General features: G+C 70.9%; 13 protein-coding genes and 1 pseudogene. 7 read left to right on the top strand and 7 right to left on the bottom strand.

All coding sequences use genetic code 11. The features are described from left to right. Positions 1–11: 11 nt before the first annotated feature. Positions 12–1,022 (bottom strand): helix-turn-helix transcriptional regulator, encoded by a 1,011-nt coding sequence (locus tag FY030_RS11325; RefSeq protein ID WP_158061599.1) that lies wholly within the window; start codon positions 1,020–1,022, stop codon positions 12–14. A gap of 94 nt (positions 1,023–1,116) precedes the next feature. On the opposite strand from FY030_RS11325, the gene FY030_RS11320 reads away from it, so the two are divergent. From FY030_RS11320 to FY030_RS11310, 3 genes are all read left to right on the top strand, one after another. Beyond that, positions 1,117–2,103 carry an ATP-binding cassette domain-containing protein gene (locus tag FY030_RS11320; protein ID WP_158061598.1) on the top strand — a complete coding sequence of 329 codons (987 nt, stop codon included), beginning with the start codon at positions 1,117–1,119 and terminating at the stop codon, positions 2,101–2,103. Next, positions 2,100–2,921 (top strand): ABC transporter permease, encoded by an 822-nt coding sequence (locus tag FY030_RS11315; protein ID WP_158061597.1) that lies wholly within the window; start codon positions 2,100–2,102, stop codon positions 2,919–2,921. Before FY030_RS11320 ends, FY030_RS11315 begins: the two co-directional genes overlap by 4 nt. 197 nt (positions 2,922–3,118) lie before the next feature. Then, positions 3,119–3,559, top strand: coding sequence for a YtoQ family protein (locus FY030_RS11310; RefSeq protein ID WP_158061596.1), 441 nt, complete (start codon positions 3,119–3,121; stop codon positions 3,557–3,559). Between the two features lie 102 nt (positions 3,560–3,661). Here FY030_RS11310 and FY030_RS11305 read toward each other — a convergent pair whose 3' ends face one another. Both FY030_RS11305 and FY030_RS11300 read right to left on the bottom strand, forming a co-directional pair. After that, positions 3,662–4,966: a glycoside hydrolase family 32 protein gene (locus tag FY030_RS11305; RefSeq protein ID WP_238348245.1), complete on the bottom strand. Its 1,305-nt coding sequence runs from the start codon at positions 4,964–4,966 to the stop codon at positions 3,662–3,664. Between the two features lie 86 nt (positions 4,967–5,052). Further along, the gene (locus tag FY030_RS11300; protein WP_158061595.1) at positions 5,053–5,703 is read right to left on the bottom strand and encodes a maleylpyruvate isomerase mycothiol-dependent enzyme family protein; all 651 of its coding nucleotides are present in this window, start codon (positions 5,701–5,703) and stop codon (positions 5,053–5,055) included. Between the two features lie 225 nt (positions 5,704–5,928). On the opposite strand from FY030_RS11300, the pseudogene FY030_RS16890 reads away from it, so the two are divergent. Further along, positions 5,929–6,471, top strand: a pseudogene (locus FY030_RS16890) (phosphotransferase); the annotation flags it as partial. Positions 6,472–6,755: 284 nt separating this feature from the next. Here FY030_RS16890 and FY030_RS16885 read toward each other — a convergent pair. Next, a complete protein-coding gene (locus FY030_RS16885) occupies positions 6,756–6,992 on the bottom strand; it encodes a hypothetical protein (protein WP_238348701.1) in 237 nt (78 codons plus the stop codon). After that, the gene (locus tag FY030_RS16880) at positions 6,971–7,285 is read right to left on the bottom strand and encodes a hypothetical protein (protein WP_238348700.1); all 315 of its coding nucleotides are present in this window, start codon (positions 7,283–7,285) and stop codon (positions 6,971–6,973) included. The genes FY030_RS16885 and FY030_RS16880 overlap by 22 nt, the downstream gene beginning before the upstream one ends. A 314-nt stretch (positions 7,286–7,599) precedes the next feature. On the opposite strand from FY030_RS16880, the gene FY030_RS11290 reads away from it, so the two are divergent. The 3 genes from FY030_RS11290 (at position 7,600) to FY030_RS11280 (ending at position 11,070) form a co-directional block, all read left to right on the top strand. Continuing rightward, a complete protein-coding gene (locus FY030_RS11290) occupies positions 7,600–8,934 on the top strand; it encodes an HNH endonuclease signature motif containing protein (protein WP_158061594.1) in 1,335 nt (444 codons plus the stop codon). Between the two features lie 100 nt (positions 8,935–9,034). After that, complete coding sequence (locus FY030_RS11285; protein WP_158061593.1) at positions 9,035–9,862, top strand: maleylpyruvate isomerase N-terminal domain-containing protein; 828 nt, start codon at positions 9,035–9,037, stop codon at positions 9,860–9,862. 83 nt (positions 9,863–9,945) lie between these two features. Continuing rightward, positions 9,946–11,070, top strand: a complete 1,125-nt coding sequence (locus FY030_RS11280) for an alpha/beta fold hydrolase (RefSeq protein ID WP_272950516.1) — start codon at positions 9,946–9,948, stop codon at positions 11,068–11,070. A gap of 12 nt (positions 11,071–11,082) precedes the next feature. Here the strand turns inward: FY030_RS11280 and FY030_RS11275 are convergent, their stop codons facing one another. Further along, positions 11,083–12,267, bottom strand: a complete 1,185-nt coding sequence (locus FY030_RS11275) for an NAD(P)/FAD-dependent oxidoreductase (protein ID WP_158061591.1) — start codon at positions 12,265–12,267, stop codon at positions 11,083–11,085. 188 nt (positions 12,268–12,455) lie between these two features. Continuing rightward, complete coding sequence (locus tag FY030_RS11270; protein WP_158061590.1) at positions 12,456–12,953, bottom strand: hypothetical protein; 498 nt, start codon at positions 12,951–12,953, stop codon at positions 12,456–12,458. Between the last annotated feature and the right edge of the window lie 78 nt (positions 12,954–13,031).

Below are 13,031 nucleotides of genomic sequence, written 5' to 3'. Positions count from 1 at the left end.
TCAGGCCCTGCTCACCCGACTGTGTGCGGGCAAGGCCCGGGTTTGCTCACATCCGCCCCAAGGCTTCCTGACGCTGCCATCGCCCGCCCCACCCGGGCAGCGATCTCCTCCAGGGCGACGACCAGCTCCGGCGGGTCAAGCACCTCGAACTCCGCCTCGAAGAGCAGCAGCCACGCCGCCAGCGACGGCCAGGACCACGAGCCGATCTCCAGCTCGCAGGAGGACTCGTCGCGCGGGGTGACCGTGCCCTGGTCCGGGCGGACCCAGCGCGACACGTCTGCCGCTGACGCGTGGAGGACCACCCTCCCCTTGGCCGGCCATGACGTCTCGCCCGGCGGGCGGACCAGGTCGGCGACCATCTCGTCCGTCAGCTCGCGCGGGGCGAAGCGGGGGCCGATCGGCGTGCGAGGCCGCACCCGGTCGACGCGGAACGTGCGCCAGGCCGCGCGGTCGAGATCCCAGGCCACGGCATACCAACGACCGCGGCGGCTGACCAGCCGGTGTGGCTCGACCCGGCGCAGAGACTGCGCACCTTCGGTGTCGACGTAGTCGAAGCGCAGGACGTGATGGTCGCGGCAACAGGCCCCGACCTGCAGCAGCACCTCGGGGTCGACCGTGGCAGCGGGCGAAGAGGTGGGCGGCACGGTGAGCACCTGCAGCGCGTCGACCCGGTGTCGCAGCCGCGAGGGCATGACCTGGCGGATCGTCGCGAGCGCGCGGACCGCGGCCTCCTGGACGCCGGTCACTCCCAGCGTCGCCGTCTGCAGCGCCACGGCCACCGCCACCGCCTGCTCGTCGTCGAAGAGCAGCGGCGGCAAGTCGCTGCCGGGCGCCAGCCGGTAGCCACCGGCCGGGCCCTTGGTCGTCTGCACCGGGTAGCCCAGCTCCCGCAGCCGGTCCACGTCGCGTCGCACCGTGCGCCGGCTCACACCCAGCCGGTCGGCCAGCGTCTCGCCCGGCCAGTCGCGCCGGGCCTGCAGCAGCGACAGCAGGGTGAGCAGCCGTCCGGACGGAGTTGTCATCTCCTCAGTATGCGATGCAGAAGCGGCCAGGATCTGGCCGCTACTCCTCCTAGCGTGGCTGCGGCAGGACCGAGCGAGAGGAAGAAGACTGACCATGATCGAGACAAGGGGTCTGACGAAGGACTTCGTCGGACGCAAAGACACGGTGCACGCGGTGCGCGGCGTGGACCTGCACGTGGAGCGCGGCGAGACCGTCGCCGTGCTGGGCCCTAACGGCGCCGGCAAGACCACCACCATGCGGATGCTCACCACTCTCACCCGACCGACCGCCGGCACCGCCCGGGTGGCTGGGTATGACGTGGTCCAGCACCCCGCCCAGGTGCGCCAACGGCTGGGGTATGTCGGGCAGGGCAACGGCGCCGGCCACGGCCAGCGCGCCCTCGACGAGCTCGTCGTGCAGGGCGTGACCTTCGGGATGAACCGGCGGGCCGCGCGGGCGCGGGCGCAGGACCTCATGACGGGGCTGGACCTGGCCGGCAAGGAGCGGACCAAGGTCTCCGACCTGTCCGGGGGCCAGCGGCGTCGCCTCGACGTGGCGATGGGGCTCATGCACGCCCCGGAGCTGCTGGTCCTGGACGAGCCCTCGACTGGCCTGGACCCGCACAACCGGGCCAACCTGTGGGAGCACATCACCGCGCTGCGCGAGGAGCACGACATCACGCTCCTGCTGACCACGCACTACCTCGACGAGGCCGACACCATGGCCGCGCGGGTCGTCATCGTCGACGATGGGCAGATCATCGCCGACGACACCCCCGAGTCGCTCAAGAGCAAGCACGCCGGCGACCGGCTCACCGTCACTACAGCGAACGCGGAGCAGACTGCCCGCCTGGCCGCCCGGCTAGAAGAGTGGGAGGCGACCAGCGAGGTGCGCCTCGACGGTGCCACCCTCACCGCGGGCATCACAGCGGGTTCCACCCGGGTGCCCGAGCTGGTGCGCACGGCGGACGCGGACGGCATACCCATCACCGATCTGCAGGTGCGGCGCCCCACCCTGGACGACGTCTTCCTTACCCTCACCGGCCGCAGCCTGCGCGAGGCGCACGCCGCGACCGAGCCCACCCCGGAGGCCGCAGCATGAGCACCACGACCCTGACCCACCCCGGCGCACCCGTCGGCGCACCCCCCGCGGCGTCGCGCCGCAGCGTCGTGCGCGACAGCCTCATCGTGCTGGCCCGCGAGCTGCGCCCCACCCTGCACGACCCGTTCTCGGTGGTCTTCTCGCTGATCCAGCCGATCTTCTTCCTTGCGCTCTTCGGCCCACTGCTGGCCGGCAACCTCGGGGGCGGGCTGCCCGGGGGAGAGGTCTGGCAGTGGTTCGTCCCCGCGATCCTGGTGATGATCTCGCTCTTCGGCTCCAGCACGGTGGGCGCCAACCTGCTCTTCGAGATGCAGACCGGTGCCCACGAGCGGATGCTCGTCACCCCGCTGGCGCGCTCCTCGCTGCTGGTCGGCCGGGCGCTGAAGGAGATCGTCACCCTGGTCGCCCAGGCGGTCGTCATCGTGCTGGTGATGCTGCCCTTCGGCTTCCGCCCGCACCCCCTCGGCGCGCTGCTCGGGCTGGTCCTGCTGGCGGTGCTGGGTGTCGGCATCAGCGCGCTGAGCTATGCGCTGGCGCTCGCCGTGCGCAAGCAGGACTGGATGTTCTGGGTGGTGCAGCAGACGGTGCTCTTCCCGCTGATGATCCTCTCCGGGATGCTCCTGCCGCTCGACGGCGGGCCGGGATGGATGCAGGCCCTCGCCCGGGTCAACCCTCTGTCGTATGTCGTGGAGGCCGAGCGGGCACTCTTCGCGGGCCAGCTGGCGGCCGGGCCGGTGCTGTGGGGTTTCGTCGCAGCCTTGGTGACAGCGGTGGTCGGGCTGGTCGTCGGGGTTCGGTCGATGCGGCGTAGCGACTGAGGCCGCGGTGTCACGCATCCGCCAGCGGCGCTGACGGGTCGCGTCATGGCGCTCAGCTGCATCATGGGACCTCCGGTTAACCAGGCTTCGACCACTCATGTCTCGACCCTTTTCTCCTTGAATTGTGGCTGGGCGGTAGAATCGGAACCAGACAGCAAGATTAGATCTGTCCACACCCCATATAGGAGCCCCGAGCAATGAGTTTTTATGTCTATCTTTCCGGCGAGATCCACACCGATTGGCGTGATCAGATCCAGCGCGGCGCCGAGGCCGCCGGGCTGGACGTGGTTTTCACCGCGCCGGTGACCGACCACCCCGCGAGCGACGCCGCCGGCGACCACCTGGGTGAAACCGCGAGCCAGTTCTGGCGTGATCACCAGTCCGCCAAGGTCAATGCCATTCGCACCCGTACCCTCATCAGGAAGAGCGACCTGGTCGTCGTGCGTTTCGGGGACAAGTACAAGCAGTGGAACGCCGCCTTCGATGCGGGCTACTGCGCCGCCCTGGGCAAGCCGTACGTGACCCTCCACGAGGCCGATACCGTCCATCCCCTCAAGGAGGTCGACGCCGAGGCTCAGGCCTGGTGCACGACCACCGACCAGGTGGTGGAGATCCTGCGTTACGTGCTCAAGGCTTGAGCCTGATTGCCTGGCCGGGCACCGGCCGGGGGTTTGGACTCACGAGCTGTGGACCCGTTCGGACAGATGTGGTGAGAAGTCTCTGACGGCGGGCCCAGGTTCTTAGGCAGCGTCGACTCCAAGCGTAGTGAGAGGCGCGCTGGGGAAGACCTGCGCGGTGAGGGTGAGCGCCCCGTCGAGGGCGTAGACCTCCACGACCGAGGCGTCCACGACGACAAGCACGTCCACCGCGCCGTCGCGGTCCGGCAGCGGCGCCTCGACCACCGTCGGGAAGTCCGGGGAGAAGGTTACGTCGCCGCAGCGGGAACGGTCCAGGGTGATGCGGTCGGCGCCAGCGTCGACGGTGAGGACCAACGGGTCCCTGCCCTCGTCGGTCGTCAGGGTCAGCGTCGACCTGACGCCGGCGGGCACGGCGAGGCGGTGCTGGAGCAGGTCGTCCGGCAGGACGGGGTCCTGGTGCAGCACCGGTCGACCGCCCGGTGAGCGGCGCAAGGACACCTCGCGGGCCAGCGACATGGAGGAGCGCCAGGTCGGTGTCGGCGTGCGGCGGGCGTAGGCCCAGTTGCTCGCCCAGCCGATCATGATGCGCCGGTCGCCGGTGTTGTCGAAGGACACGGCCGCGTAGTGGTCGGGGCCGACATCGAGCCACCGTCCGGTGTCTCCCGGCAGGGGCGTGAAGGTGCGGTCGTCGAAGTCACCGACGAAGTACTGCGTGCCCGAGCCGCCTGCGGGTCCGCCCGCGCCGAGGCTGACGACCAGCACCCACGCGGTCTGCGGCCCTCCGTCGACCGGCAGCTCGAAGAGGTCCGGGCACTCCCACACCCCCTCGGTCGAGCCGAGCGGCCCGAAGGTCGACAGGTGCTCCCAGGCCAAAAGGTCGTCCGAGCGGTAGAGGACCACCTGGCGGTGGTTGGCCTCGACCGCGACCATCACCCACCCGGTGGGGTGCCCGAAGACCTTCGGGTCGCGGAAGTCGGCGCTCTGGCGGCACAGGACCGGGTTGCCCGGGTAGCGGCGCCACGTCATACCCCCGTCGGTGCTCCAGGCGAGCGACTGCGCTTGCGTGCCTGCGCGCGGCGATCCGACCTCGTAGTGGCTGGTGTAGAGCGCGACCAGCGGGGGAGCGTCGCCGTCGCCGAGCCCGGAGGTGTTGCCGTGGTCGACCACGACGCTGCCGGAGAAGACCGCCTCCTGCTCGGAGAATCGCAGCGCGACGTCGTGCTCGGTCCAGGTCAGCAGGTCGGGCGAGGTGGCGTGGCCCCACGACATGTTGCCCCACTCGACGCCCTCGGGGTTGGTCTGGAAGAACAGGTGGTAGACCCCGTCGACGAAGACGAGGCCGTTGGGGTCGTTCATCCACGTCGAGCGCGGGGTGAAGTGTCGGGTGGGGCGAAGGTGGGACGTCACCGGCCCAGTATCCGCCGAGGAACCACACCGGTCTGGACACAGGGCGTGCGGACGCTGCCGACGCGCTCCAGGTCCCTACGGCCTACTCATCCTCTGGCGGCCGCGAGCCGGTCGCGCACCAGCGGCACGCCATCGCCGTCGAGCTGGTCGAGGTATGCCGTGCGCCCGGACATCGTCATCGCCAGCGCCTCGGCGGTGCCCTCGACGAGGGGACCGGCACCCCATACCCGGTCCTGGTCCGTGGCTCGCCACGCGAGCCCGTCCAGGAAGCCCTTGGAGGCGAGGAACGACGCCTGACCGCGGGGCGAGACGATGATGTCGATGACCGTCTCCCAGCGATCGGGTTGGACCGTGACGCCCAGGCCCTGGGGGAGGGTGAGGTCTCGCAGGTGGATGCAGCTGTCGGCGTAGGGGCCGGCGGCGCCGATGTACCAGGGCTCGGCAGGCGTGCCGGCGCGCCGCCGCAGCTCACCGCTCACCTCCGCAAGCGGCCGGTCGGAGAGACGGGCCGCGATGACGTCGCAAGCCCGCGCCATCGAGCGCACGCGCGCGGCGGTGAGCATGAAGCGCCAGGAGGGGACCATGATGGGTTGCAGCATGTGGCCGGTGAGGGTCCGCACGTCCCAGCCTTCGCAGAGCGTCGGGTCGCCCGCGTGCTCCTCGCCCAGGGCGTCGACGGCGTCGGCGAAGAGCAGGCGGTGCTCGGTCGTCCAGGTCTGCAGGTCGCGTGTGTCCACGTGGCCACCTTGGCATGAGGCGCGGTCGAGGCGGTGCGTCAATCGAAGGCGCCTCGCGGTGACGAAATGCTGCCACAGGTTCGTGACATCGCGACTCCGCTCCGTCGATGTGCGCGCACTTATCTGGGATGTGCCGGTGAGCAGCACCGCACCGTGACAGACCGGAGCCGCCGTTGCCCGCGCACCTCTCAGCCGTAGGCGCCGTACCGGTACTACGGTTCTGGGGTGACCGAGGATGTCGAGCAGACGCTGGCTAGCGAGGGTGTCACCCACGTGGTCCGGGTTGGGCAGACCGTGCGCCGTCCGGTGCGGCCGTTCACGGCCACCATCCAGGCGTATCTTGCGCACGTGCGCAGTCGGGGATTCACCGAGTGTCCCGAGCCGCTGGGGTATGACGCACAAGGACGGGAGATCCTCTCCTACGTGGCTGGTGACGTGCCGGTCGAGCCGTTACCTGCCTACGCGACGACGGTAGAGGCACTAGGAGCACTGGGGGCGCTCATTCGTCGGCTGCACGAAGCGGCAGACGGTTGGCTCCCGCCAACTGGTGCGACCTGGGGCGGAACTCCTGGAAGACGGCCTGCCGGGGTGGTCCCCCTGATCGACAAGGCGGAGCTCGTGTCGCACATGGACTACTGCCCCGGCAACGTTGTGTTCGCCGACTCACGCCCGAAGGCGTTGATCGACTTCGACCTCGCCCGGCCGACCACGCGTGTCGCCGACCTCGCCAACGCGCTCTACTGGTGGGCACCCCTTGTCGATCCTGAGGACCGGGCTCCCTCGCTGGTCAAGGCACACATTCCCACCCGGGTGCGCGCCTTCGCCGACGCCTACGGAATGACGGCGGGCCAGCGGGCCCAAGTGATTCCGTCTACCCCTTATGCCGCCATGGGTGACCTCTGCCTGCCACGGCCATGCCGCGTCCTGCGCGCTGGCCCACTTTTCAAGGAATCGGTGACCACGTCGGGAGCACCGCCGCGTGGGAGGCTAGGCCGTGAGCGATCGATGGTGCAAGCCTCGCTCCTCAGCGAGGTGGTCACCCACCTGCTGGTTCAGCCGCTTCGAGGAGCAACGAGCGCCCCGCTACCCATGACTACCAGCATCACGACGCCGGCGGTGACGGCTGCCGCAGCAGCGGCGGTGGCCCCGGTGCCCAGCCAGCCAACGACAAGGCCGATCAGCCCGATGCCGGCCAGCAGCCACCCCAGGGTGCGAAAAACGGGTGCCCGGAAGGCTGCGGCGAACGGCACGAAGTGCAAGCCAACGCCTAGGGCCACCAGGGCAGGCATGAGAGCCTCCCGGTCCGCCTGGGCCAGGGCGACCCCCCGAGGAAGAAGAACAGGAGCATGCCGGCCACCGACCCTAGGTAGACCAGACCAGCCCGGGGGTGCGGCGGCTGCCCGGCCGGTAGCGCCGAGGCGGGGCGGAGCCACACCGCCCAGACGTAGAACGCCACGGCGGCGACGTAGGTGATCAGGGCCACCGTCGGCCACGCTCCTGGGAGGGCTGCCCGGTTGACCAGGACGAAGACCGTGGCACCGATCAAGCCGATGATGCTGCCGAGGCGGTAGGGGTGGCTCACGGATGAAATCCTAAGTACCCGATGGGCCCGGATCAGAATCTGGCTCTTCGCAACTGTGCGCGATCATCGATCCCGTCTTCACGTGGGTCTGCTCACAAGCGCGACCACGCGGCTGCGGAGGGATCTGGGCCACGTTGGCCTGCGGGACGAGTTCGACGCCGTCATGAACACACATCCATGCACCACCTCGCCACTCCTGGCCGACTCCGCTCTTGACTTGCGACCTTGTCGGAGCCCGGAGCGACAGTGACCGACTAGGCACCGTCACCTCCGGCGAACGGGGTTTGTCGGTGCCGCATCGTACAGTTGTTCGCATGAAGCAGAGTTGGACCGGAGAGGTGCTCCGGACCACCGCGGGGGAGGTCCGGGAGGGTCGGCTGCCCGCAACCCGGCTGCCCGGGGAGCAGGTGGTGGGGTGCCTGCGCGAGGCGGGGCGGGAGGCGACATACGCTGACCTGGCCACTCAGGAGGTTGCCCGGCTGCAGGAGGCGGAGCTGCGGTCGGGGTTGGAGGCGGTCTCGACGGTCGCCTCCGCGCTGCAGCGGGCGCGGGTGCGGCTGGCCTGCGAAGCACGCCAGCGAGGGCTGCACACCGCTGAGGGGATGAGCCTGGCCGACTGGCTGGCTTTGCGTTGTCCGGACCTGGCCAAGCCGGTGCTGCACGCCCTGGTCCGTATGGCGCAGGCGGGCCAGGAGCAGGTCCATGCCCCGTTGGTCGACGGTGTGCTGACCGGAGGTATGTCGCTGGAGCGGGCGGCCACTCTGCACCGGGCCCTGACGCGGATCCGCCGGGCAGTGTCGCCCGAGGAGTACGGGCAGGCCGTGGACCTGATGGCGAAGTCCGGCTGCAAGCCGGACTTCGACGACCAAGACATCAGCGCGATCATCAGCAAGCTGCTGCAGGAGTGCCTGCCGGAGAAGGACCACGAGGAGCGACGGCGGGCCCAGCACGAGCTGCGCGATGTGCACGAGTCGTCGCTGGCCGACGGCTCGGTCAAACGGATCATCATGACCTTCGGCGACGACGCCGACTACGCGGCCGTCAAGGCGATCCTGACCTCCCCGCTGGCGGCACCGGCCTCCCGCGAGGAGGTCAAGGCGACCGGTGAGGAAGACCGGCGCACGCCCGGGCAGCGGCGCTACGACGCGTTGATGACCGTGGTCCGCCGCGGCGTCGCCGGCAGCAAAGGTCAACCGACCACCACGAAGGCGACCCTGATCGTCACCCTCGATCTGGAGACCCTGCGGCGCAGCCTGGCCGAGACTGACGGGCAGCTGCCCGGATGCGGCGCCACCGCCGCCGGGGCCACCGTCAGCGCGGAGTCGATCCGGCGGCTGGCCTGCGAGGCCGACATCATCCCGATGGTGCTCGGCGGACCGTCGGAGGTCGTGGACCAGGGCCGACGCCACCGTCTCGTCACCCCCGGGCAGCGGGTCCGCCTGGCCGTGCGTGACAAGGGTTGCACCGTCCCGGGCTGCACCGTGCCCGCGACCTGGTGCGACGCCCACCACGTCATCCCCTGGGCCCGGGGCGGCAGGTCAGACCTGTCCAACTACGCCCTTCTCTGTCCCCGGCACCACACCTGGGTGCACGAACGAGGGCTCAGCGCGACCGTCGACGACCACGGCGTCACCTGGCACCTGCGATGACCCCGCCCCGCGCCCGGCTCCGAGCGAGCCGGGCCGCAGGCATGCCTCGGACTGCGCCAGGTCGTGGACCCGATCGTGCGAGGGCTGTCATGATCCGGGTATGGAGCACCGCACCGTCGAGGAGCACGTCACCGGGCTGCGCACGGCGGTAGACGCCTTCGCACGCTTCGCCGCCCGGTCGGGGGTGGACGCAGTGGTGCCGACCTGTCCGACCTGGACCGTGCGCAAGCTCCTGGCGCACCAGGGGATGGTCCACCGCTGGGCGCGGGCGAACCTGCTCGGGCAGGACTGCCACCCGCCGAGCTGGAACGCTGAGGGCCAGCAGGCCGCCGACCCGGTCGCCTGGCTCCTCGAGGGCGCCGACGCCGTGATCGGCACCCTGCGGGAGGTGCCGGATGACGTCCGGGCCGACGTCTTCCTCAAGGACGCGCCCGCGCCGCGGGTGTTCTGGGCGCGCAGGCAGTGTCACGAGACGACCATCCATGCGGTCGACGCGCTCGCCGCGAGCCTGGGCCGGCTCCCCACGCCGCAGGACGCCGACTTTATCGACCCCCAGGTCGCCCTGGACGGTGTCGACGAGATGCTGACCGGTTTCGTCACCCGGGGCAGGTCGCGCTTCCAGGGCGCGGGGCCGCTGTGTTTCGGCGTGAGGCCGGCTGCGGGGGACCGGGCCTGGGCGGTGGAGGTGCAGGCTGACGGCGCGGTCGTCACCACCCGGCTGGAGGGTGAGGGTGGTGAGATCGGCCCAGGAACCGCCCCCGACAGCCCGGTGGCTGCCGACCCCGATTCCGAAACCGTGACGATCCGTGGGTCAGCGCCTGCGCTCTACCTCGCCCTGTGGAACCGAACCTCGCCAGACGCCGTGGACGACCCCGTAGGGATCCTGGACCGGGTCTGGCGGCAACGGGCCAGGGTGCGCTGGAGCTGACGGGCGGCTACTAGGCGGCGGGAGAGGCCGCACGAGCGCTGGCCGAGGCCGTAGGGTGCGAGCGTCGGGGCACCTGCCGCCACGTGCCGGCACGGCCAGCTCCGGACATCGCATACCTGCTCAAGGAGGAGACAGAGATGACCCTGGAGAACCCGTTCTACACCCCCGAGGTGCAGGGGCCCTACGAGCTGCACGGGCTCGGCCGGTTCGAGCTGGAGGAGGGCGGCGTCGTCCCGGACCTGCAGCTCGCGGTCGCCACCTACGGCGAGCTCAACGAGGCCAGGGACAACGCCATCCTCATCCCCACCTGGTTCTCCGGCACCCACCAGGCGTGGGAGCTGACCTACATCGGGGAGGGTCGGGCGCTGGACCCGTCGAGCTACTTCATCGTCGTGGTCAACCAGATCGGCAACGGCCTGTCGACCTCCCCGCACAACACCGCCGGCGAGATCGCGATGGCCGCCTTCCCCCACGTGCGGATCGGGGACGACGTGCGCGCCCAGGAGCAGCTGCTGCGCGAGGTCTTGGGCATCGAGCGGCTGGCCCTCGTGGTCGGCGGGTCGATGGGGGCCCAGCAGACCTGGGAGTGGGCGGTGCGCTTCCCCGAGAAGGTGCAGCGGGCGGCGATGATCGCCGGCACCGCGCAGAACACCCCGCACGACTTCCTCTTCACCCAGACCCTGATGGACGCCATCACCTCCGACCCGGGCTGGAACGGCGGCGACTACTCATCCCCGGCCGACGTCGCGGACGGGCTGCGGCGGCACGCCGACATCTGGGCGGTGATGGGGCTGTCGACTGAGTTCTGGCGCTCGGAGTTCTGGCGCAACGTGCAGCTGCCGGACGTCACCTGGGACACCTTCGAGGAGTTCCGCGACCGGTTCCTGCGGCCCACGTTCGCGGCGATGGACCCCAACGCGCTGCTGGCGATGGCCTGGAAGTGGCAGCGCGGCGACGTGGCCCGCCACACCGGCGGCGACCTGTCGGCGGCCCTCGGCCGGGTCACCGCGCGGACCTTCGTGATGCCGATCGACGAGGACATGTTCTTCCCGCCGCGGGACTGCGAGCGGGAGCAGGCGCTGGTGCCCGGCAGCGAGCTGCGGGTGCTGCACTCGGTGGCCGGCCACTTCGGGCTCTTCGGTTTCGAGGAGTCCTACCTCGCCGAGCTCGACGAGCACCTCAAGGAGCTGCTCGACACCGAGGTATGACCTCTGGCCGGCTCAGGGGACGAGCCGACCCTTGAGCAACGCCCGGAAGTAGATCACCGGCTCCAGGTAGCGGTCGAAGACCCACAGCGCCCGCCGGGGCACGGTGACGTCGACCAGCCTGGTCGACTGCTGCTGGGCGCCGGAGCGGTCGAACTCGGCCAGGAGCAGCCGCCTTCGGTCGGTCGTGACCGGGATGATCGTGTAGCCGTCGTAGCGCCCCAGCGGCTCGCCGAGCCGCTGGGCGCGGATGTTGTCGGCGAGCACCTCGACCTGCCGCCGCAGGGCCCCGCCCGAGGGGCGGGTCTGCAGGCGGGCGACGTCGCCGAGGCTCCACACCCGCGGCGCGCTGCGGTGGGCCATCGTCCCGGGATCGACGTCGACCTGGCCGACGCCATCCGGGGCGGCGAGCGGGGTCAGCCAGGACGGGCCGCGGTAGTGCGGGACGACGAAGGCGTGGTCGACGTCCTCCAGCCGCAGTCCGCGCCCAGCGCCGTCGAGGGTCAGGCTGCGCGCCTCGTGGTCGACCGCACCGACGGTCGAGCTGTGGTGCACGTTGACCCTGGCCTCGGCCAGCAGCGGCTCGAGCCGGTGGTCGACGAAGGGCAGGTCGAGCACGGAGGCAAAGGGCGTGACCAGATGCACGTCGATGGCGTCCAGCACCCCCTGCTCACGCCAGTGGTCGACGGCGAGGAAGAGCGGCTTGAGCGCCGTCCCGCCGCACGGGGAGGGCTCGGGCGGCACGGTGAAGGCGACCCGGCCACGCGTCATCGACCTGATCGTCGGCCACATGCCCTCAGCCTGGCTCTCCAGGTGGGCGGTGCGTGCCCAGCCGGCGTCCATGGCTTCCGCCAGGCCCGGTATGGCATCCCTGTCCTCCTCGAGCCCGGTCGCCAGCACCAGGTCGCCGTAGCCGACCCGCCGCCCGTCCTCCAGCTCCAGCTCCCGCTGCTCCGGGTGCACCGCGACCGCCGTGGTGGGCAGCCAGGTGACACCCTTCGGCACGACGGAGGCGGCCGTGCGGGTGAGCTCGCTCATCGCGGCCTGGCCGGCGGCGACGTAGTTGAGCATCGGCCGGTAGCGGTGCGGGCGGTCCGGCGTCACGATCGCCACGTCGTGGGCGCCGAGGCGCCGCAGCCGGGCGGCGAGGGAGATGCCGGCGTTGCCGCCACCGACGATGAGGACGTCGTGCCAGGCCATGGGTGCTCCGTCCTTGGGTCGGCCAACGGTCTTGATCGACAGTAGCCGCGGGTCGCCGGGCGCGCCGGTCGAGCGAGGCCCGCTGTCGGGTCGAGCGAGGCCCGCTGCCCCGTCCGACGGCGGGCGCGCCCAACCCCGCGGGGTGGGCAAAGCCCTCCTGGCCCCGCGGGGTGGGTGCACCCAACCACTTAGTGGTGACCGACCTCCTTCAGCACGGCCCCCAGGTCCTGTAGCTGGGGGCTGCCGACCCGGTCGATCAGCTCCAGCGCCGCCTGCAGGACCAGACCCTCGTATGGCGTGCCGAGCTCGGGCAGCAGCCTGTCCTGCTCGGACCACGGCGGCGGGTCGGGCCACGGCCAGGGCCGCGGCGGCCACGGGGGCCGCGGAGGCCAGGGCCACGGGCGCGGCCAGGGCCACGGCGGGCAGATCTCGATGAACTCGGCCACGGCCAGGAGCGTCTCGGCGCGGGCGGTGCGGCTGACCTCCTCACGCGGCTGCGACCCCGACCGCATGGCCGTGGCGGCCGCGTCGGCGACCTTGACGGTGAGCTCAGCGGAGGCGACGTGCGCAAGCTGGTTGACGATGGTGCTGGCCACGAACGCGTCGATCTCACGCACGAACTTGGCCCGGATGAGCAGCTGCCACGGCACCTTGTCGGCGCCGGGAAAGTCCTCAGACGTCCACATCGGAACTCGTCCCTTCTCCCTGCCCCGGCCGGGCGCCGGGGTCTGTGGGAGAAGAGCGGGGACGGCTCCGGGTGATAC

The sequence above is a fragment of the Ornithinimicrobium pratense genome (assembly GCF_008843165.1).
Taxonomy (GTDB): Bacteria; Actinomycetota; Actinomycetes; order Actinomycetales; family Dermatophilaceae; genus Ornithinicoccus; species Ornithinicoccus pratensis.
This window is presented reverse-complemented; position numbering and strand designations above follow the sequence as displayed.

What these genes read in the sequence shown, in the direction of transcription:
- FY030_RS11325 (WP_158061599.1), bottom strand. Translation starts at nt 1,022, where the DNA reads ATGACAACTCCGTCCGGACGGCTGCTCACCCTGCTGTCGCTGCTGCAG.
- FY030_RS11320 (WP_158061598.1), top strand. Translation starts at nt 1,117, where the DNA reads ATGATCGAGACAAGGGGTCTGACGAAGGACTTCGTCGGACGCAAAGAC.
- FY030_RS11315 (WP_158061597.1), top strand. Translation starts at nt 2,100, where the DNA reads ATGAGCACCACGACCCTGACCCACCCCGGCGCACCCGTCGGCGCACCC.
- FY030_RS11310 (WP_158061596.1), top strand. Translation starts at nt 3,119, where the DNA reads ATGAGTTTTTATGTCTATCTTTCCGGCGAGATCCACACCGATTGGCGT.
- FY030_RS16885 (WP_238348701.1), bottom strand. Translation starts at nt 6,992, where the DNA reads ATGCCTGCCCTGGTGGCCCTAGGCGTTGGCTTGCACTTCGTGCCGTTC.
- FY030_RS11290 (WP_158061594.1), top strand. Translation starts at nt 7,600, where the DNA reads ATGAAGCAGAGTTGGACCGGAGAGGTGCTCCGGACCACCGCGGGGGAG.
- FY030_RS11285 (WP_158061593.1), top strand. Translation starts at nt 9,035, where the DNA reads ATGGAGCACCGCACCGTCGAGGAGCACGTCACCGGGCTGCGCACGGCG.
- FY030_RS11275 (WP_158061591.1), bottom strand. Translation starts at nt 12,267, where the DNA reads ATGGCCTGGCACGACGTCCTCATCGTCGGTGGCGGCAACGCCGGCATC.
- FY030_RS11270 (WP_158061590.1), bottom strand. Translation starts at nt 12,953, where the DNA reads ATGTGGACGTCTGAGGACTTTCCCGGCGCCGACAAGGTGCCGTGGCAG.